The sequence below is a fragment of the Pseudomonas chlororaphis subsp. aurantiaca genome (genome assembly GCF_013466605.1).
GTDB lineage: Bacteria > Pseudomonadota > Gammaproteobacteria > Pseudomonadales > Pseudomonadaceae > Aquipseudomonas > Aquipseudomonas chlororaphis_I.
In genome coordinates, this window is record NZ_CP059162.1 from 2,410,812 (window position 1) to 2,431,317 (window position 20,506).

13 protein-coding genes are annotated in these 20,506 nt (G+C 65.8%); 9 read left to right on the top strand and 4 right to left on the bottom strand.

The window, feature by feature from the left end; all coding sequences use genetic code 11:
• The first annotated feature begins 210 nt into the window (after nt 1-210).
• The 3 genes from H0I86_RS11300 to mnmH all read left to right on the top strand — a co-directional run bounded on the left by H0I86_RS11300 (nt 211) and on the right by mnmH (nt 10,700).
• Nucleotides 211-8,322 carry an autotransporter domain-containing protein gene (locus H0I86_RS11300; RefSeq protein WP_180925059.1) on the top strand — a complete coding sequence of 2,704 codons (8,112 nt, stop codon included), beginning with the start codon at nt 211-213 and terminating at the stop codon, nt 8,320-8,322.
• 240 nt (nt 8,323-8,562) lie between these two features.
• The gene (gene selD, locus H0I86_RS11305) at nt 8,563-9,597 is read left to right on the top strand and encodes a selenide, water dikinase SelD (protein ID WP_038580280.1); all 1,035 of its coding nucleotides are present in this window, start codon (nt 8,563-8,565) and stop codon (nt 9,595-9,597) included.
• Nucleotides 9,597-10,700, top strand: coding sequence for a tRNA 2-selenouridine(34) synthase MnmH (gene mnmH / locus H0I86_RS11310; protein WP_180925060.1), 1,104 nt, complete (start codon nt 9,597-9,599; stop codon nt 10,698-10,700). The genes selD and mnmH overlap by 1 nt, the downstream gene beginning before the upstream one ends.
• Nucleotides 10,701-10,855: 155 nt before the next feature.
• Here mnmH and H0I86_RS11315 read toward each other — a convergent pair whose 3' ends face one another.
• Together H0I86_RS11315 and H0I86_RS11320 are read right to left on the bottom strand one after the other, a co-directional pair.
• Nucleotides 10,856-11,911: a permease gene (locus tag H0I86_RS11315; protein WP_180925061.1), complete on the bottom strand. Its 1,056-nt coding sequence runs from the start codon at nt 11,909-11,911 to the stop codon at nt 10,856-10,858.
• Between the two features lie 193 nt (nt 11,912-12,104).
• Nucleotides 12,105-12,881, bottom strand: coding sequence for an IclR family transcriptional regulator (locus H0I86_RS11320; RefSeq protein WP_009043140.1), 777 nt, complete (start codon nt 12,879-12,881; stop codon nt 12,105-12,107).
• Between the two features lie 166 nt (nt 12,882-13,047).
• Here H0I86_RS11320 and H0I86_RS11325 point away from each other — a divergent pair, with 166 nt between their 5' ends.
• The 4 genes from H0I86_RS11325 to H0I86_RS11340 are packed head-to-tail and all read left to right on the top strand — an operon-like array spanning nt 13,048 to nt 16,555.
• Nucleotides 13,048-13,809, top strand: coding sequence for an ABC transporter substrate-binding protein (locus H0I86_RS11325; protein ID WP_180925062.1), 762 nt, complete (start codon nt 13,048-13,050; stop codon nt 13,807-13,809).
• Between the two features lie 60 nt (nt 13,810-13,869).
• Nucleotides 13,870-14,526: an amino acid ABC transporter permease gene (locus tag H0I86_RS11330; protein WP_009043142.1), complete on the top strand. Its 657-nt coding sequence runs from the start codon at nt 13,870-13,872 to the stop codon at nt 14,524-14,526.
• Nucleotides 14,523-15,269: an amino acid ABC transporter ATP-binding protein gene (locus H0I86_RS11335; RefSeq protein ID WP_180925063.1), complete on the top strand. Its 747-nt coding sequence runs from the start codon at nt 14,523-14,525 to the stop codon at nt 15,267-15,269. Before H0I86_RS11330 ends, H0I86_RS11335 begins: the two co-directional genes overlap by 4 nt.
• Nucleotides 15,266-16,555 (top strand): NAD(P)/FAD-dependent oxidoreductase, encoded by a 1,290-nt coding sequence (locus H0I86_RS11340; RefSeq protein ID WP_180925064.1) that lies wholly within the window; start codon nt 15,266-15,268, stop codon nt 16,553-16,555. The genes H0I86_RS11335 and H0I86_RS11340 overlap by 4 nt, the downstream gene beginning before the upstream one ends.
• A gap of 10 nt (nt 16,556-16,565) precedes the next feature.
• Here the strand turns inward: H0I86_RS11340 and H0I86_RS11345 are convergent, their stop codons facing one another.
• Nucleotides 16,566-17,240 carry a hypothetical protein gene (locus tag H0I86_RS11345; RefSeq protein ID WP_025804059.1) on the bottom strand — a complete coding sequence of 225 codons (675 nt, stop codon included), beginning with the start codon at nt 17,238-17,240 and terminating at the stop codon, nt 16,566-16,568.
• A gap of 330 nt (nt 17,241-17,570) precedes the next feature.
• On the opposite strand from H0I86_RS11345, the gene H0I86_RS11350 reads away from it, so the two are divergent.
• Nucleotides 17,571-18,275, top strand: a complete 705-nt coding sequence (locus H0I86_RS11350; RefSeq protein WP_180925065.1) for a glutathione S-transferase family protein — start codon at nt 17,571-17,573, stop codon at nt 18,273-18,275.
• 213 nt (nt 18,276-18,488) lie between these two features.
• The gene (locus tag H0I86_RS11355; RefSeq protein WP_180925066.1) at nt 18,489-19,331 is read left to right on the top strand and encodes a PhzF family phenazine biosynthesis protein; all 843 of its coding nucleotides are present in this window, start codon (nt 18,489-18,491) and stop codon (nt 19,329-19,331) included.
• A gap of 39 nt (nt 19,332-19,370) precedes the next feature.
• Here H0I86_RS11355 and H0I86_RS11360 read toward each other — a convergent pair whose 3' ends face one another.
• A complete protein-coding gene (locus H0I86_RS11360) occupies nt 19,371-20,402 on the bottom strand; it encodes an AraC family transcriptional regulator (RefSeq protein ID WP_180925067.1) in 1,032 nt (343 codons plus the stop codon).
• Nucleotides 20,403-20,506 lie beyond the last annotated feature (104 nt).

Below are 20,506 nucleotides of genomic sequence, written 5' to 3' on the forward strand. Positions count from 1 at the left end.
TTTATCGGTCAATTCTTACCATAGTATTAATGCTATTTAATCCCGCGGTTTCGTCTCTGCCCTCGCAAAGCTCGTCTACGTTTCTGACACGTAGCAATTTTCGCCACGGTCAGGCATTCGAAGTCAGTGCGTATCGACTCAGGACGTTGCTGAGCGAGCAGTACACGCATTCATGGATGAACGGCTTGGCCCCTTAGCAAGGAGTTGAGCGTGGACAAAGTTCAGGTCAGGGACGCCGTCAATCATCTTTCCCCCCTCTCTTTGGCAGTTCGCCTGGGGCTTACCGGGTTGCTGCTCAGCCTGGTCAGTCCTTCGGCCATGGCCACCTGTTCCACCGTCGGCAGCGTAGTGACCTGTACCGGAGTGCCGGGCCTGCCGCTGTTCCTCAACAACTTTTCCAGCGCCACCGATGGCCTGACGGTCAACGTCAACAGCGGCGCGCAAATGAACGCGACCCTGGGCGGCAGGGTGCTGGACCTGACCGGCAGCACCATCACCCTGAACAACGCCGGGACCATCGACCCGGCGCTGCTGGGCCTGGTCTCGGTATTGAGCGGCGGGGCCTTCATCGGCAACGGCGCTGCGGGCGTGGTCAACGTCACCAACGCCGTCACCGGGATCATGCGCGGTACCGGGCAATTGCTCGGCCTGAACCTGAGCAGCCTGGATGGCGCCGCGCTGAACATCAACAACGGTGCTGGCGGCACTACCACCATCGTCAACGACGGCACCATCACCTCGACCGGCCTGTCGCTGCTCAGCGTGACCCTGGCGGACACGCCAGTGGTGGCGGTTTACGGCGGCTCCCAGGTGAACATGACCAACAACGGCACGCTGCAAGGCCGGGTCGCCTTCGAGAGTTCCAGCGGCGGCAACACCTTCCTCAACACCGGCACCATCCAGGGCGGGGTGTCGATGGGGGTGAACAGCACCAACACCTTCACCGCGGTCACCGGTTCCAGCGTCAGCGTCGGTGATGGGATCAACATCAGCCTCGGCCTCGGTGGCCTGCCGGGGATCGACCTGACATTCGCCCCCACCGGCAAGGTCGACGGCGGCGCGGGCGGTACCAACACCCTGATCCTGCAGAACACCATCGGTCCTGGCGGCGGCACCAGCGGCAGCGGCACGCTGTCGAGCGACAACTACATCAACTTCAACAACCTCATGCTCAACAGCGGGACCTGGACCCTGCAGGGAGCCCTGGTCAGCGGTAGCACCACCCTCAACGGCGGCATCGCCCAGTTCGATAACAGCGGCACCTTCGGCAGCGGTGTGCTGACCAGCAATGGCGGGATCCTGCAGGCCAGTACCGGCGGCCTGACCCTGAGCAACCTGGTGACCCTGGGCGCCGGCGGCCTGACCGTGCAGGGCGGCAACGACCTGAGCCTGGCCGGGGTGATTTCCGGCACTGGCGGCCTGACCAAGAGCGGCGCTGGCCAGTTGAGCCTCGACGGGGCCAACACCTACAGCGGCAACACCAGCATCAGCGCAGGCTCCGTGCAGCTGGGCAACAACCTGGCCTTCGGCAGCGGCACGCTGAGCATCGATGGCGCGGCCACGCTGTCGACGCCCGGCACCATCACCCTGAACAACCTGGTCACCCTCAACAACAGCATGATCGCCACCGGCGCCGGCAGCCTGACCCTGGCGGGGCTGATCAGCGGCAGCGGCGGGCTCACCAAGAGCGGCACTGGCAGCCTGGCCCTCAACGGCATCAACAGCGGTTATTCCGGCACCACCACCCTGAGCGCCGGTACCCTCAGCGTGAGCAACGACAATGCCCTGGGCAGCGGCGGGTTGACCGTGAGTGGCAGCGCCAGCCTGGACAGCAGCGCCGGGGTGAACCTGAGCAACGCCGTGACCCTGAATGCCAACCTGACCACCCTCGGCAGCAATGCCCTGACCCTGGGCGGTGTGATCAACGGCGCTGGAGGGCTGATCAAGGACGGGGCCGCAGCCCTGACCCTGAACGGTGTCAACGGCTACCTGGGCGATACCGCCCTCAACAGCGGCTCGCTGATTCTCGGTTCGAACACCGCGCTGGGCCTCGGCGCCCTGAACACCGCCGCCGGCACCACCCTGGATGCCAATACCGCGGTGACCCTGGGCAACACCCTGAACCTGGTCGGCAATCTGAACCTCGGCGGCAGCGCCGACCTGACCCTGGGCGGCGTGGTCGGCGGCAGCGGCGGCCTGACCAAGAACGGCACGGCCAACCTGATCCTCAACGGTGCCAACACCTTCCTCGCCGGCACCACCCTCAATGGCGGCACCCTGACCCTGGGCAACGCCGGTGCGCTGGGCAGTGGCGCCCTGACCGTGGGCGGCGCGGCGACCCTGGACAATGCGGCCGGCATCAGCCTGACCAACGATGTCACGCTCAATGCCGACCTGACCCTGGCCGGCAGCAATGCCCTGACCCTGGACGGTCTGGTCAGCGGCACCAGCGGGCTGATCAAGAACGGTGCGGCCGACCTCACGCTCAACGGTGCCAACACCTTCCAGGGGGGCACCACCCTCAATGCCGGTGGGCTGATCCTGGGCAGTGGCACGGCGCTGGGCAGCGGTGCCCTGACCGTAGCCGGCGCCGGGACCTTGAGCGGCAGCGGCGCACTGACCCTGAACAACGGTGTGCACCTCAACGCCAACCTGACGCTGGACGCCAGCAACCCCCTGGTGCTGGGCGGGGTCATCGACGGTACCAGCGGCTTGATCAAGAACGGCACCTCGAGCCTGACCCTGAGCGGCAACAACAGCTACCAGGGCACTACCGCGCTGAATGCCGGCTCGCTGATCGTCGGTTCCAATACCGCCCTGGGCACCGGAGCGCTGAATGCCGCCGCCGGCACCACCCTCGATGCCAGTGTCGCGGTCAACCTCGGCAACGCCATCAACCTGGGCGGAAACCTGACCCTCGGCGGCACTCAGGACCTGACCCTGGGCGGGGTGGTCAACGGCGTCGGCGGGCTGATCAAGAACGGTGCGGCCGACCTGGCCCTCAATGGCGCCAACGGTTATCTGGGCGACACCGCGCTCAATACCGGCACGCTGATCGTCGGGGCCAACGGCGCCCTTGGCGACGGTGCGCTGAACGCAGCCGCGGGCACCACGCTGGATGCCAATACCGCCGTCACCCTGGGCAACCAGGTGAACCTGGCCGGTGCCCTGAACATCGCTGGCAGCGCCGACCTGACGCTGTCCGGCACAGTCAGCGGCGCCGGCAGCCTGGTCAAGGACGGTAGCGCCAACCTGGTGCTCAATGGCAGCAATGGCTTCCTCGGCGGCACCACGTTGAATGCCGGCACCCTGACGGTCGGCGCCGACGCGGCGCTGGGCCTCGGCGGCTTGACCGTCGGCGGTGCGGCGACCCTGGACAGCAATGCCTCGGTGACCTTGAACAACGGTGTGGCGCTGAATGCCAACCTGACCCTCGGCGGCAGCAACGGCCTGACCCTGGACGGCGTGGTCAGCGGCACCGGTGCGTTGATCAAGAATGGCACGGGCGAGCTGCAGCTCAACGGGGTCAACCTCTTCGCCGGCGGCACCAGCCTGAATGCCGGCACCCTGAGCCTGGGCAATGCCGCGGCATTGGGCAGCGGAGACCTGACCGTGGGGGGCGCGGCCACCCTGGACAACAGCGCAGCCTTTACCCTGGGCAACGACATCGTGCTCAACGCCGACCTGAGCATCGCCGGCAACAACAACCTGACCCTGGGCGGCGTGCTCAGCGGCGGCGCAGCCCTGATCAAGAACGGCCTGGGCGACCTCGCCCTGTCGGGCAACAACAGCTTTACCGGCGCCCTGAACATCAACGCCGGTAGCGTCAGCACCCTGAGCACCGGCGCCCTGGGCAACACCTCGGGAGCCAACGTCAGCGCCGGGGCCAGCCTCAACCTGGGGGCCGACAGCAGCCTGGCGAGCCTGACCGGCAGCGGCGGGGTGCAGATCGGCGCGGGCACCACCCTGAGCGTCGGCGGCGTCAGTTCCAGCAGCACCTTCGAGGGCAGCCTGAGTGGCAGCGGCCTGTTGAGCAAACTTGGCAGCGGCACCCTGACCCTGGGTGGCAGCAACGCCCTGACCGGCGACACCAGCGTCAATGCCGGCACCCTGAACGTCAGCGGTTCCCTGGCCAGTACCAATGTGGTGGTCAACAACAGTGGCACCCTGACTGGCACCGGCAGCCTGAGCGGCGCAGTGACGGTGGCCGACGGCGGCCATCTGAGCCTCAGCAGCGGCAACAGCCTGACGCTGGGTTCGCTGGTACTGGCGCCGAACGCCAACCTGGATGTCGGCCTGGGCACGCCAGTGGTGGGGGGCGGGACTTCGCTGCTCAACGTCGGCGGCAATCTGACCCTTGACGGCACGCTTAACGTCAGCGATATCGGCGGCTTCGGCAGCGGCGTGTATCGCCTGATCGACTACACCGGCAGCCTGACCGACAACGGCCTGGTGGTCGGCAGCGTGCCGAGCAGCGTGGTGCCGGGCGACCTGCAGGTGCAGACCGCGGTGGGCAGCCAGGTCAACCTGCTGGTGACCGCGCCCAACACCCTCGTGCTGTTCTGGGACGGCGGCCAGCTGACCGGCAACGGCGTCATCGAAGGCGGCAGCGGCACCTGGGCCAGCGGCACCAGCAACTGGACCAATGTCGATGGCACCCTCAATCAGGCCTGGGGCAACAGCTTCGCGGTGTTCCAGGGCGCGGCAGGCAACGTCACGCTCAACGGCACGCAAAGCATCACCGGCATGCAGTTCGTCACCGACGGCTACAACCTGATCAATGGCACCTTCGGCGCGTTGAACGCGGTGAATGGCGCCACCGGCAATACGGCGATTCGGGTCGACCCGAACGTCACCGCCACCATCGGTGTGGACATCAACGGCGTCGGCACCCTGGCCAAGCTCGACAGCGGCACCCTGGTGCTCAATGGCAGCAATGGCTATACCGGCGGCACCGCGCTCAATGGCGGCACCCTGGTGGTGGGCAGCGACAGCGCCCTGGGCAGCGGTGTGCTGACCGCGGCCAACGGCACCACCCTGGACAGCAACGGCGCGGTCAGCCTGGGCAACGCGGTAGTGCTGAACGGTGGGTTGAATGTGGCCGGCTCCAACGACCTGACCCTGGCTGGCGTGGTCAGCGGCAGCGGCAGCCTGATCAAGAACGGCGCGGCGAACCTGACCCTCGACGGCAGCAATAGTTATCAGGGCGGTACCCAGCTCAATGGCGGCGAACTGACCTTGGGCAACAACGCAGCCATTGGCAGCGGCGCCTTGAGCGTCGGCGGCAATGCCCAGCTCGACAGCAGCACAGCCTTGCAGCTGGCCAACGCCATCAACCTGGGCGCCCAGCTGACCCTGGCCGGCACCCAGGACATCACCCTCGGCGGCGCCATCGGCGGCAGCGGCAGCCTGGTCAAGAATGGCAGTGGTGCCTTGCTGCTCAGTGGCGCCAACAGCTACACCGGCGGCACCACCCTCAATGGCGGCAGCACCACCGGCGATACCTCCAGCCTCAAAGGCGCGATCCTCAATAACGCAGCGCTGACCTTCGCCCAGAGCAGCGACGGCACCTACAGTGGCAACCTCACCGGTAGCGGCACCCTGACCAAAAGCGGCAGCGGCGAATTGCTGCTGACTGGCAGCAACGGCTTCACCGGTACCACCAGCGTGCAAGCCGGCTCGCTGCAGGTCGACGGCACCTTGAACAGCGCCACGGTGAATGTCGCCTCCGGCGCGGCCATTGGCGGCAGTGGGGAAATCGGCGGGACGCTGCAACTGGCCAGTGGCGCCACCCTGAGCGCCGGCGGTGCCGCCACGCCATTGTCGGTGGGCGCCTTGAGCCTGGCCTCCGGGACGACGCTGGACTTCACCCTGGGGCAAGTCGGCAGTTCGACCACAGTGGTCGATGTGGCGGGCAACCTGACCCTCGACGGCACCCTCAATGTCACCAATGGTGGCGGGTTCGGCGTCGGTATCTACCAGCTGTTCCGCTACGGCGGCAGCCTGACCGACAACGGCCTGCTCTACGGCACGCTGCCAACGGGCGTGCTGCCTGAGAGCCTGACGTTGCAGACCGCCCTGGCCAATCAGGTCAACCTGCTGGTGCAGGGCACACCGGGTGAAGTGCAGTTCTGGAACGGTGGCAAGACCACCGCCGACGGCAGCATCACCGGCGGCAGCGGTACCTGGGGCCCGGGCACCAACTGGACCGACCCGAACGGCACCCAGAGCCTGGGTTCCAACAATCAGTTCGCGGTCTTCGGCGGGCAGGGCGGCACGATCACCGTGGTCGGCAACCAGGGCTTCACCGGCTTGCAATTCCTCGACGCCGGCTACAACCTGGTCGCCGGGGAGGGCGGTAGCCTGAGCCCGACCAATGCCGCCGATGGCACCCTGGCCGCGGTGCGGGTCAACGCCGATGTGACGGCGCAGATCGATGCGCCGCTGGTGGGCAGTGGCGGGATCAACAAGCTCGACGCCGGCACCTTGCTGCTGACCGGTGCCAATACCTACACCGGTGGCACCACCGTCAGTGGCGGCACCCTGGCCGGTAGTACCACCAGCCTGCAAGGACGCATCCTCAACAACGCGCACCTGCTGTTCGTGCAGAACAGCAACGGACGCTTCAACGGCGTGCTCAGTGGCACCGGCAGCCTGGTCAAGCAGGGCAGCGGCCTGTTGCTGCTCACCGGCGACCAGCCGTTCAGCGGCGCAGTCGCGGTGGAGCAGGGCGAGTTGCAGGTCGGCGACCGCAGTACGCCAAGCGTTTTCGCCGGGCAGGTCACGGTGGCCAACGGCGCCGCCCTGAGTGGCAACGGCAGTGTCGGTTCGCTGGACAACCACGGCCTGACCCAGTCCGGTGGCGCCGCCGGGACCCTGAGCGTGGCGGGCAACTTCAGCAACACCGCCGACGGTGTGCTGGACCTGACCGTGACGTCGCCTACCAGCACCGTGCTCGCCGTGGGCGGGACCGCCACCCTCGGCGGCGGTCTGCAAGTGCGCTCGCTGGCGCCTTACACCGGCAACACCACCTACTCGCTGATCACCGCCGGTGGCGGGGTCAACGGTACCTTCAGCAGCACCCGCCTGCCGTCCCTGGCCTTCCTCGACACCTCGCTGGTGTATGGGCCCAACCAGGTCGGCCTGGCGGTCAGCCGCAACCAGACCACCTTCGCCGAAGTGGCGGCCACCCCCAACCAGCGGGGTGTCGCCAGGGCTCTGGAGAGCTACACCGGCGCCGAAGGCTCGGCGGGCGATGTGCTCAGCGACCAGGTCGTCAACCTGGATCGCGACTCGGCCCGTGCCGCGTTCGACAGCCTGTCGGGCGAGATCCACGCCAGTACCGCCAGCTCGCTGCTCGAGGACTCGCGCCATGTGCGCGATGCCCTCAACGACCGCATGCGCCAGCCCGGCTGCGGTACCGAGGAGGATGAGCTGCGGCGCACCCTGGCGCCTGGGGAGAACCGCCTGAGCCGCGAAGGCTGCCAGGACCAGGACGAGATGGTCGGCTGGTTGCGGGTGCTCGGTTCCTGGGGCGACATGGAAGGCGACAGCAACACCGCCGGCCTGGACCGCAACCTGTCCGGCTTCATGCTCGGCACCGACCGCCAGCTCGGCGACCAGTGGCGCGGCGGCGTTGCAGCCGGCTATACCCACAGCGATATCGACGCGCAGCGGCGCCAGTCCGATGCCACGATCAACAGCACCCACCTGGCGGCCTACCTCAACTCCCAGCATGACGCCCTGGCGGTCCGCCTCGGCGCGGCCTACAGCTGGCACCGGATCAGCACCAAGCGCAACGTCAGCGTCGGCAGCTACAACGATCGCCTGAAAGCCAACTACGACGCGCGCAGTGCCCAGGTGTTCGGTGAGGTCGGCTATGCCCTGGAAGCGGCGGGTGTGGCGCTGGAGCCCTTCGTCGGCCTGGCCTATGTCAACTACGACAGCGATACCGGCCGCGAAAAAGGCGGCGCCGGACGCCTGAGCGCCAAGTCGAGCCAGGACATCACCTTCTCCACGGTGGGCCTGCGGGCCGGCAAGCGCATCACCCTGGGCAACGGTTCGCAGATCACACCGCGCGCCGCCCTGGGCTGGCGCCATGCCTACGGCGATACCAAGCCCGATGCCGACCTGACCTTTATCGAGGGGGGCGGTTCGTTCACCACCCAAGGCGTACCGATCGCCAAGGACAGCGCCCTGGTCGAGGCCGGCCTGGACTACCAGATCAGCCCCACGGGCAAACTGGGCATCGGTTACTCGGGCCAGCTGTCCCACGACAACCGCGACCATGCGATGACCCTCAGTTTCACCCTCGGTTTCTGATCACCGCCGAGGTTTCTTGCAACCGCCCGAAAGGGCGGTTTTTTTTGCCGCTATGCTTGCGGGCTGGATCGACTGGAGGGCAGGCAGGCGGCGCCGGTGGTCGATGGCTCAGGACACGATCAGCGCGCAGGGCTCTCTATTAGCGCCGGGGCTCAGCGCTGAAGGTTCTCTATTAGCGCCGAGGGCTCAGCGCTGAAGGCTCTGCTAGAATCGCCGCTCCACGACTTTCAGAGGTGCCTCATGAGCGAGCCGATTCGCCTGACCCAGTACAGCCACGGCGCGGGTTGCGGTTGCAAGATTTCTCCCCAGGTCCTGGAGGTGATTCTGGCCGGCAGCGGCGCGCAGAACCTCGACCCGAAACTCTGGGTCGGCAACGCCTCGCGCGATGATGCGGCGGTATACGCCATCGACGAAGAGCGCGGCGTGGTCTCGACCACCGACTTCTTCATGCCGATCGTCGACGACCCGTTCGACTTCGGGCGCATCGCCGCCACCAATGCCATCAGCGACATCTACGCCATGGGCGGCGATCCGTTGATGGCCATCGCCATCCTCGGCTGGCCGGTGAATGTGCTGGCCCCGGAAGTCGCCCGCGAGGTGATTCGCGGCGGGCGCGCGGTGTGCGACGCGGCCGGCATTCCCCTGGCCGGCGGCCATTCGATCGACGCGCCGGAACCGATCTTCGGCCTGGCCGTCACCGGCCTGGTGGAAAAACGCCACATGAAGCGCAACGACACCGCCACCGCCGGTTGCCTGCTGTACCTGACCAAACCCCTGGGCATCGGCGTGCTGACCACGGCCGAGAAGAAGGGCAAGCTGCGCAGCGCCGACGTCGGCCTGGCCCGTGACTGGATGTGCACCCTGAACAAGCCCGGCAGTCGTTTCGGCAAGCTCGACGGCGTGACCGCGATGACCGACGTCACCGGTTTCGGCCTGCTCGGGCACCTGGTGGAAATGGCCGACGGCAGCAACCTGACCGCGCGCATTCACTACGATCGCGTGCCGCGCCTGCCAGGGGTCGAGTATTACCTGGACCAGGGCTGCATACCGGGCGGCACCCAGCGCAATTTCGACAGCTACGCCAACAAGCTCGGGCGTATCCAGGCCCTGCACAAGCTGGTGCTGTGCGACCCGCAGACCAGCGGCGGGCTGTTGATCGCCGTCACCCCAGAAGGCAATGCGGCCTTCCTCGCGCTGGCCGCCGAACTCGGCCTGGAACTGGCGCCGATCGGTGAGCTGGTGGAGCGACAGAGCAACGCGGTCGAGGTGATCTGATGCCCATCGATATCACCGACTACCGCGAAATCTTCCTCAACGACCGGCCGATGATGGATACCCGCGCGCCGATCGAGTTCGCCAAGGGCGCCTTTCCCGGCGTGGTCAACCTGCCGCTGATGACTGACCACGAACGGCAGCGGGTCGGTACCTGCTACAAGCAGCAGGGCCAGCAGGCGGCGATCGTCCTCGGCCATCAACTGGTGTCCGGGGCGATCAAGGCCGAACGCATCCAGGCCTGGGCCGACTTCGCCCGGGCCCACCCCGACGGCTACCTGTATTGCTTCCGCGGCGGCCTGCGTTCGCAGATCGTCCAGCAGTGGCTCAAGGATGAGGCCGGCATCGACTACCCGCGGGTCGGTGGCGGCTACAAGGCCATGCGTACCTTCCTGCTCGACACCCTCGAGGGCGCGGTGGCCGAGTGTGATTTTGTCCTGCTCGGTGGCATGACCGGCATCGGCAAGACCGAGGTGCTCAATCAACTGGCCAACGGCCTGGACCTGGAAGGCCACGCCAACCATCGCGGTTCCAGTTTCGGCAAGCACGCCAGCGGCCAGCCGTCGAACATCGACTTCGAGAACCGCCTGGCGGTGGACATCCTGAAAAAGCGCGACCGTGGCATCGCCGGGTTCGTGCTGGAAGACGAGAACCGCATGATCGGCAGCTGCGCCTTGCCGTTGCCGCTGTACCAGGGCATGCAGCGTTTTCCCATGGTCTGGCTGGAGGATGGCCTGGAGGGGCGAATCGAGCGGATCCTGCGCGACTACGTGATCGACCTGTGCGCGGAGTTCGTCGCGGTGCATGGCGAGGATGGCTTCGCGCGGTTTTCCGAGCGCCTGCTGGAAAGCCTGAACAACATCCGCAAGCGCCTCGGTGGCGAGCGTCACCAGCGCCTGTACCAACTGCTGGAGGCTGCCCTGGCCGAGCAGGCCCGCAGCGGCAGCGTGGACCTGCACCGGGCCTGGATCGAAGGGTTGCTCAAGGAATATTACGACCCGATGTATGCCTTCCAGCGCGAAAGCAAGGGCGCGCGCATCGAGTTCGTCGGCGAGCAGGCGGCGGTGTTGGAGTATTTGCGCGAACGGGCCCGTCAGCGCGGCTGAGTCGATGGAAGGGCGGGGCCTTTGGCCCCATCGCGGGCAAGTCGGATCGCCGCCCGCTCGCTCCTACAGAAGAAGATCATGAGTTTCTGTAGGAGCCGCCGGGCGACGTTCGATTGCCCGCCATGACGTCCAGGCGGACGCCATCGAACCTTGGCTTACAGCAGCGCCGCGCCAATCAACCCGCACACCACGCCGATCAGCATGGTCAGCCCGGCGACGGTCACCAGCACCCGCGCGTCGAAATCCTTGCGCAGCATCAGCAGCGACGGCAGGCTGATGCTCGGCAGGGTCATCAGCAAGGCCACCGCCGGGCCGGTGCCCATGCCCAGGGTCATCATGGTCTGCACGATAGGGATTTCCGCGGCGGTGGGAATCACGAACAACGTGCCGACAATCGCCAGCGGCACCAGCCACAGCAGGCTGTCGCCAATCGCGCCCTCGACATGGGGGAACAGCCAGACCCGCGCCGCGCCCAGCACCAGCACCGCCAGCACATAGATCGGAATGGTGCTCCAGAACAGCTGCCACAGGCTGCGCGCCCAGCGGCTGAAGAAGGCGCCGTCGTTACCTGAGCTGGCCTCGACCACAGCTTCCACCGCCGCCTCCGGCAATTGCTCGGGACGGGCGATGCGCTGGGCCACCAGCGACACCCCCAGCACCAGCACGATGCCCGCCACCAGCCGCAGCGCGGTAAAGCCCCAGCCGAGGACGAAACCCATGAACACCAGGGTCGCCGGGTTGAGCACCGGGTTGGCGATCCAGAAGGCCAGCGCCGCGCCGACCGAGACATTCTGCCGACGCATGCTCGCCGCCACGGGCGCGGCGCAGCAGGAACACATCATGCCCGGTAGGGCGAACAGTCCGCCGCGCAGGGTCGAGCCGAAGCCGGCGCGACCGAACAGGCGCAGCAGCCAGTCCCGCGGGATCAGCACTTGCAGCAGTGAGCCGAGGATCACCGCCAGCACCGCGGCTTTCCAGATCGCCAGGAAATACACCTGGGCGTAGGCCAGGGCGGCGCTCAATGGCGAGGAGGGCTGATCGTTGATGATCGAGGCACCGATGCTGTGGCTGTCGGCGGCGATAAAGGCCTTGGCGTAGTAGGGCGACCACTTGACGAAGTAGAGGCCGACACACGCCACCAGGACGAACAGGGCGGGTTTCCACCAGAACGACCAGCCCCGGACGGGGCTGGCAGGAGCAAGGCTGGACATGAACAATGATTCCGGGCAGTGACGTTAGGCCGCGAATCTTAGCCTACTCGCGCACCTTGCGCGCCTCTGTAGCCGTTGCCGAAGGCTGCGATCGACCGCGCAGCGGTCGTAGAACCTTGCAACGCCGAGTGCCGGGCCAAATCCCGGAGTCCGCACCGGCGATCGCAGGTGTCTACAACAGTGTCGTAGCCACTCAGAGCGTACGAATCGAGGTCCGAATCGCCCGCGCGCACTCGATCACCGAGGGCGCCAGCTTGCGTTCGGCTTCTTCCAGGGTCCAGCGGCTGCTGGGGATCACCACGTGTACGGCGGCTACCGGCAGGCCCTGGCTGCCGATAATCGGCGCGGCGATGCTCATGTCGCCGAGAAACAGTTCTTCCTGGTTCAGGGCGTAACCGCGCTGGCGGGTGGCGACGATTTCCCCATGGATCGCGTCGATCCCGGTCAGGGTGTGCCGGGTATGGGCCTGGCGGTCGCTGGCCTGGAGCATCGCCAGGGCTTCCTGGTCGGGCAGGGCGCTGAGGTAGGCGCGGCCGGAGCCGGTGCAGTACATCGGAATGCGGCTGCCGATGGGCATGTGGATCGGGATGAACTTGGGCGCCACGAAGCGCGCGACATAGACCATGTCCAGGCCGTCGGGCTCGGTGAGGTTGGTGGTTTCGCCGGTGACCTGCGCCAGTTCGGCGAGGAACGGGTTGGCCACGTCCACCAGGGTGTCGGCGGCCAGGTAGTTGTAGCCGATCTCCATCACTCGCGGGGTCAGCTGGAAGCGTTTGGTCTGCGGGTGCTTACGTACGTAACCGAGCTGCTCCAGGGTGTGGATCATGCGTTGCGCCGAGCTTTTGTTGATCTCGGCGGCCTCGGCGATTTCCGCCAGGTTCATGGTCCGTTGGGCGGCGTTGAAGGCACGCAGGACCGCCAGGCCTTTTTCCAGTGACTGATTGAACAGGCTATTGGGGGTATCGCTCATGGCGGTTCCTTTGGACATTTTGTGTTTTAAATATCGATATTCGATATTTATAAATCTCTTTACGATTTTTGTAAATTGTTTATAGTCGGTTCCATGCCTCCTGCCACCTCCAGAGGCCAGCCATCACGGACTTCAAACAATAAAATCGTCCAATGGGAGATTCGCCATGCAAAAGCGTTTTCGTGTCCTTGCATTGTGCTGCGCACTCACCGCCGGCCTCGTCGGTTCCGCCAGTGCCGGCGCCGCGCCGGTGTACAAGGTCGGCGCCACCGCCACCGGCATTCCCTTCACCTTTCTCGACGTCAAGAGCCAGAGCATCGAAGGCATGATGATCGACGCCGCCCGGGCGGTGGGCCAGGCCGGCGGCTTCGAGGTGGACATCCAGCAGACCACCTTCGCCTCGCTGATCCCCTCGCTGACCTCGAACAAGATCGACATCATCTCCGCCGCCATGCTGCGCACCCCGGCGCGGGAGAAGGTGGTGCAGTACTCCACCCCGGTGTTCAGTTACGGCGAGGGGCTGATCGTGCGTGCCGACGACAACACCGCCTACACCCGCATGGAAGATTTCAAGGACCAGGTGGTTGGCGCCCAGGTCGGCACAGTGTTCATCGATGAGTTGAACAAGCGCGGGATCTTCAAGGAAGTGCGCGGCTACGACTCGATCCCCGACCTGCTGCGCGACCTGGCGCTGGGGCGGATCAAGGCCGGTTTCGCCGACCGGCCGATCGTCGCCTACCAACTGGCCCAGGGCACCCAGAACAAGGTGCAGCTGGTGAAAAGCTACCAGCCGGTGGTGATGGGCGATGTCTGCCTGATCGTGCGCAAGGGCGATGCGCAGACCCTGGACGAGGTCAACCGCGGCATCGCGGCGATCAAGGCCGACGGTTCCCTGGAGCGGATCATCGAGAAGTGGAAGCTCAACTGACCACCCCGCGGCCCGGCTGCCCGGCGGGGTCGCTTCACTCCTGATTGCGCAGGTCCTCCTATGTTTCTCCAGAACGCTCTGGACTTCCTACCCATTCTGCTGAAAGGGGCGGTGGTCACCTTGCAGGTCACGGCCGGCTCCTTTGTGCTCAGCTCGCTGATCGGCCTGGTATTCGCCTTGATGATGGTATCCAAGGTGCGCTCGATCTCGCTGTTCGCGATTGGCGTGGTCAACGTCATTCGCGGCCTGCCGATCATCGTGCAACTGTTCTACATCTACTTCGTGCTGCCGGATTTCGGCATCCAGCTCACGGCCATGCAGGCCGGGGTGATTGGCCTGGGCATCGCCTACTCGGCATACCAGGCGGAGAACTTCCGCGCCGGCATCCAGGCCATTCACCAGGGGCAGATCGAGGCGGCCGAATCCATTGGCATGCGCGGCGGCATGATCATGCGCCGGGTGGTCCTGCCCCAGGCCTTTCGCATCGCCTTGCCGCCCTACGGCAACACCCTGGTGATGATGCTCAAGGACTCCTCGCTGGTGTCCACCATCACCGTGGCCGAGATGACCCGCGCCGGTCAGCTCATCGCTTCCTCGACCTTCGAGAACATGACCGTCTACACCCTGGTGGCCTTGCTCTACCTGGCCCTGAGCCTGCCGTTGTCCTTTGCCCTGCGTCGCCTGGAGGCGCGCTTCAGCACCCGGAGAAAGTCATGATCGAGATCAAGGGCGTACACAAGAGTTTTGGCAACGTGGCGGTGCTCGAAGGTATCGACCTGAGCGTGCAGAGCGGTGAAGTGGTGTGCCTGATCGGGCCCTCGGGGTCCGGCAAGTCAACCCTGCTGCGCTGCATCAACGGCCTGGAAAGCTACGAGCAGGGCGACATCCTGGTCAGCGGCGAACGGGTCGACCGCCACGGCAAGACCATTCACCAGTTGCGCACCCAGGTGGCCATGGTGTTCCAGCGCTTCAACCTGTTCCCCCATCGCACTGCGTTGCAGAACGTCACCGAAGGGCCGATCTACGTGAAAAAGCAGAACCCGCAGCAGGCCCGGGAGCGGGCCGAGGCGCTGCTGGAAAAGGTCGGCCTGGCCCATCGCATGCACGCCTATCCGGACGAGCTGTCCGGCGGCCAGCAGCAGCGGGTGGCGATCGCCCGGGCCCTGGCCATGGACCCGCAGGCGATCCTGTTCGACGAGCCGACCTCGGCGCTGGACCCGGAGCTGGTGGGCGAGGTGCTGGCGGTGATGCGCAAGCTGGCCGACGAAGGCATGACCATGATCGTCGTCACCCATGAAATGGGCTTTGCCCAGGACGTGGCGGACAAAGTGTGCTTCCTCCACAGCGGCAAGATCGTCGAGGCCGGCCCGGCGAAGCAGGTGCTGAGCACGCCGCGCCATCCGCGCACCCAGGACTTCCTCAAGCGCCTGCTCAACCAGGGCGCGGAGGTGCAGGCATGAAGGCCGCCGAAACCTTGCGCCTGCCGCCTTCCTTGTGGGCCGCCACGGCGACTGCGGCGGTCGAGACCCCGGCGCTGGTCGAAGACCTGCGGGCCGACGTGGCCATAGTCGGCGCCGGTTATACCGGGCTGGTGACCGCGTTGCGCCTGGCCGAGGCCGGGGTCAGCGTCTGTGTGCTGGACGCCGGGGAACCGGGTTGGGGCGCTTCCGGCCGCAACGGCGGGCAGGTGATTCCCGGGCTCAAGTACGACCCGGATCAACTGCTGGCCAGGTTCGGCCCGGCCCGCGCCGAGGCCATGCTGGAGGCGGCCGGCTCGGCCGCCGATGAAGTGTTCGCCCTGATCGAGCAGCATCGCATCGCCTGCGATGCCACGCGCAAGGGCTGGATTCAGCCGGCGTTTTCCGCCAGCTCCCTGCAGGCCATCGAGCAGCGCGCTGAGCAGTGGCGCCGGCGTGGGGTGGCGGTGGAATTGCTCGATCGCGCCGCCGTCGGTCGGCGCATTGGCAGCCAGAACTACCTCGGCGGCTGGGTCGATCCGCGCGCCGGCAGCCTGCACCCGCTGAACTATGCGCGCGGCCTGGCGAGGGTGGCGCAGCAGCGGGGCGTACGGATTCACGGGCAGACTCGGGTCGAGGCTTTGCAACGCGAAGGCGGGCAGTGGCAGCTGCGCACCGCCCAGGGCCATCGGGTCCAGGCCCAGCGCGTGGTGCTGGCGACCAATGGCTACACCGACGACCTGTGGCCACGGCTGCGACAGACGGTGATCGCCGCCAACAGTTTCATCATCGCCACCCGCCCGCTGTCGGCCGAGCTGCGCCAGAGCATCCTGCCGAACGGCGAGGTCTGTTCAGACGCCCGGCGCCTGCTGCTGTATTTCAAACAGGATGCCCAGGGACGCTTGTTGCTGGGGGGACGCGGGCCGTTTTCCGAACCGACTCACAGTGGCGACTGGCGTCACCTGGAGCGTTCGTTGCTGGGCTTGTTTCCGCAGTTGGCGGGCACGCCCATCGAGTATCGCTGGAGCGGGCGGGTGGCGTTGAATCAGAGTTTCCTGCCGCAGCTGCATGAGCCACAGCCGGGGTTGTCGATTCTGCTCGGCTACAACGGCCGTGGCATCGCCTTGTCCACGGCCCTGGGCAAGCACCTGGCGGCGCGGCTGTCGGGGGCGAGCAGTGAATTTCCGTTTCCGGTGACGCCGATCCGGCCGATTCCGCTGCATGGCTTGCAGCGCCTGTACCTGGGGGCGGGGATCGCCTGGTACCGCCTGCTGGACGCCCTGCGCTGAGGGCGGTGCATCAGGTCGGGCAGCTTTCCTCGCCGTTATCCAGGCCCTGCTTGTAGCTGCGGCTGTCGAGGGTGGCCTTGCCGTTGTGCCAGGTCAGGGTCAGCACGTACAGCGAGTCGAAATCGTTGGAGGCCCAGTCGTCGGTGATGGTGCGTTTTTCGCCGACGGCTTCCCGCGCCACTTTGTTGATCAGTTCCGGCAGGTAGCCGTGGGACCAGGCGGTGTAGATGATCGAGTTGTGGTAGCGGTCGTGCAGCAACTCGTCGGCCAGGGCGCTGGTGTCGTTGGCCGAGAACTCGATGTTCACCGGCAGGCCGAGCTTGATGGCGCTGGGGCTGATGGTCATCAGCGGACGGATGTAGCTGTAGGAGTTGTCGAGTTCGCCTTCCTCGACATTGCGCGTCGGGTTGGCGGCGAACACGTAGTTGGCCTTGCCGAATTTTTCCGGCAACAGGGACGCCAGGTCGATGGCGCGGTTCAGGCCCTGGCAGTTGAGCTGGCCGAGGCCGCCGGCGGGTTTTTCCGCGTGGCGCAGGAAGATCAGGGTCTGGGTGCCGTCCACCGGCTGGGCGCGACTTTCACTGGATTCCAGCGACAGCAGCAGCGCACTGGTCAGCATCAGCGCCGGAAAAAACACATAGGACCGGCGTTGCAGGCGTTGGGTGAAACTCAGCAGATTCTTCATTTGATTGTGGGTACTTCAGCGCAATCGGTTAAGGCTGACAAACCTTTCCACGGCGAGCTCCCGGCTTCGCGTGGTTTTCCCTGTCATTGAACGAGTGTTCTACCCGCAGGTAGCTCAGAGTCCCAGGACGCCTTTTGGTTCGATCCGGGCGTGGGACGGCGAGTATGGGCTCGTTACTTTATCCGCACCGCTGTCTGGCTGCCGGGAAGCTTAACCACCGGATGTTTCGAATTTAAGAATGCGCGCCGCGAACCGATGCCTGTAATCTAGCGCCGTCGTCGCCCGGCCCGGGGCCACGGCCTTTCATCTGACTGTCATTGGAAGCCTGTCATGACCGATCTCTCCGCATTCCCCATCACCCAGAAATGGCCTGCGCAGTACGCCGACTGGATTCAGCTGTATTCCTTGCCGACTCCCAACGGCGTCAAGGTCTCGATCATGCTCGAAGAGATCGGGCTGCCCTACGAGCCGCACCGCGTCAGTTTCGAAACCAATGACCAGATGTCCCCCGAGTTCCTTTCGCTGAACCCGAACAACAAGATCCCGGCAATCCTCGACCCCCACGGTCCGGGCGACCAGCCGCTGGCGCTGTTCGAGTCGGGGGCGATCCTGATCTACCTCGCGGACAAGAGCGGGCAACTGCTGGCCCAGGAGTCCGCCGCGCGCTACGAGACGATCCAGTGGCTGATGTTCCAGATGGGCGGCATCGGCCCGATGTTCGGCCAACTGGGCTTCTTCAACAAATTCGCCGGCAAGGACTACGAGGACAAGCGCCCGCGCGACCGTTACGTCGCCGAGTCCCGCCGCCTGCTGAGCGTGCTCGAAGGCCACCTGCAAGGTCGCGACTGGATCATGGGCGAGCGCTACACCATTGCCGATATCGCCACCTTTCCCTGGGTGCGCAACCTGATCGGCTTCTATGAAGCCGGCGATCTGGTGGGCTTCAAGGACTTCCCCAACGTGCAGCGCGTGCTGGAGCGTTTCCTCGCGCGCCCGGCGGTGATCCGCGGCCTGGAAATTCCCAAGCCGGTCTGACTGCCTCCCTGTAGCCGCTGCCGCAGGCTGCGATCGGCGACGCAGTCGGCGCAAGACGGCCTGATGCGTTGTGCCAGGCAGAGCGTGTCGCCAGGTTTTACGATGACTGCGTCATCGATCGCAGCCTGCGGCAGCGGCTACAGAGGTTTCACAGGCTTCGTGCAGGTCAGGCCGATCCAGGCCTGACCGCGTTCATTCAGACAAGGACCCGTAATGAGCCGATTCGATTTCAAGCAGGTGGATGTCTTCAGCAACGAGCCGCTCAAGGGCAACCCGCTGTCGGTGGTGTTCGGCGCTGACCAGCTGAGCGACGCGCGCATGGCGGCGTTCGCCAACTGGACCAACCTCAGCGAAACCACCTTTATCCTCGAACCCCGGGACCCGCGGGCCGACTATCGCCTGCGGATTTTCACCACCCTGCAGGAGCTGCCGTTCGCCGGCCATCCGACCCTCGGCAGTTGCCATGCCTGGCTGGAGGCCGGCGGCGTGCCCAAGGGCGAGGAGATCGTCCAGGAGTGCGCGGTGGGCCTGGTGCGCATTCGCCGCAACGGCGCCGAGCTGGCGTTTCTCGCGCCGCCCTTGCTCAAGTCCGGGCCGGTGGAGGCCGGGTTGCTGGAGCAGGTGCGCCAGGGCCTGAGGCTGGCGCCCGACGCCATTGTCGACGCGCAATGGGTGGACAACGGCGCCGGCTGGCTGGCGGTGCTGCTGGCCGAGCGCGGTCAGGTGCTCGACCTGCAACCCGACTATTCCCAGCTCAAGGGCCTCGCGGTCGGAGTGATCGCACCCTGGAACCCCGAGCGCGATGGCGACGCGGCGCAGTTCGAAGTGCGCGCCTTTATCGCCGGCGACGGCATGCCGGAAGACCCGGCCACCGGCAGCCTCAATGCCGGCATCGCCCAATGGCTGCTGGGCGCGGGGTTGGCGCCGGCGACCTACGTGGTCAGCCAGGGCTTGAGCATGGGCCGGGCCGGGCGCATCCAGGTCGAGCGGATCGGCGATGAAATCTGGATCGGCGGTTCGGCGGTGACCTGTATCGAGGGCAGCCTGCGGTTGTAGGCGAGGGCGCTCCCCGGTCAGGCCCGGCCCGTCTGTTGCCTAAGTGGCCTTGGACGCATGGCGATAGGTTCTGGGGGACACGCCGTACCAGCGTTTGAAGGTCTGGGAGAAACTCGACAGGTCGCTGTAGCCCAGTTTTTCGGCGATGTCTGTCAGTTTGAGCGCCGGGTCGCCGAGTAACTCCAGGGCCGCGGCGCTGCGTGACTGCTCCAGCAGGTGCCGGTAACAGGTGCCTTCGTCGTGCAGGCGACGTTTCAAGGTGCGTTCGCTGACATTGATCAGGCTGGCCATGCTCGGCAGGTCTGGCGGTGCGCCCTGGGGGGTGATGTTCAGGTACTGGCGGACCAGGTTGGCGATGCCTGTGCGGGGGATCCGGCGCTCCATCAATTGCGCGCACATCTGCTCGCACATCGAGACGGTGACGGTGTTTGCCTGGGGTAACGGACGGTTCAGCAGCGAACGATCGAAAGCCAGGCTGTTGCTGTCGGCAAGGTAGTCGGGGCGCACGCCAAGAATATTGCCGGCACTGGCGGCCGACTGATCGACCGGGCGTTTCTTCTTCAGGGTAAAACCCGCCAGCGAGAACTCACTGCCAGCTATTTCCTTGAGCAGCACCGCGGCGGCGGCCATGTCGCGCTCGATCACAAAGTCTCTGAGCGAATCATCCGCCAGTGGCGGTTCGGTGAATGTCAGGATGCCGAGCGACGGTTGCTCATGGTAGGCGATCCGGGTGACCGCGTAGGTCAGCGGCAAGAACCGCAGGGCCAGCTGCAAGGCATCGCCCACGGTCGCGCTGCTGATCAGGCCATAACCGAACAGCCCGTAGGTCGAGAAGTGATAGCGGGCGCCCACTTGATAGCCCAGCCCCTGCGGGTGCCCCGACAGGTTGAGCAGGTTATTGATCAGGCGCAGTTCCTGGGTGCATGACAGTTCGAAGTTGGGGTCTGCCAGCCGGGTCAGCGACAGGCCAGAACCGGCCAGCAATTGCGCAGGCGAGAACCCTCTTTCGCGACCGAAATCCACCATCAGCAGGGCACTGGCCGGTCCCCGCAACAACTCCAGCATGTTCATGCTCGCTACCCGGGTCAGGGAAAGGGATTGGCCTGAATACTAAAGTAACTGTCCCTTTACGTCATGGGCCTGTCGAGGCTGGGCAAGCATGATGGGCGCACAGG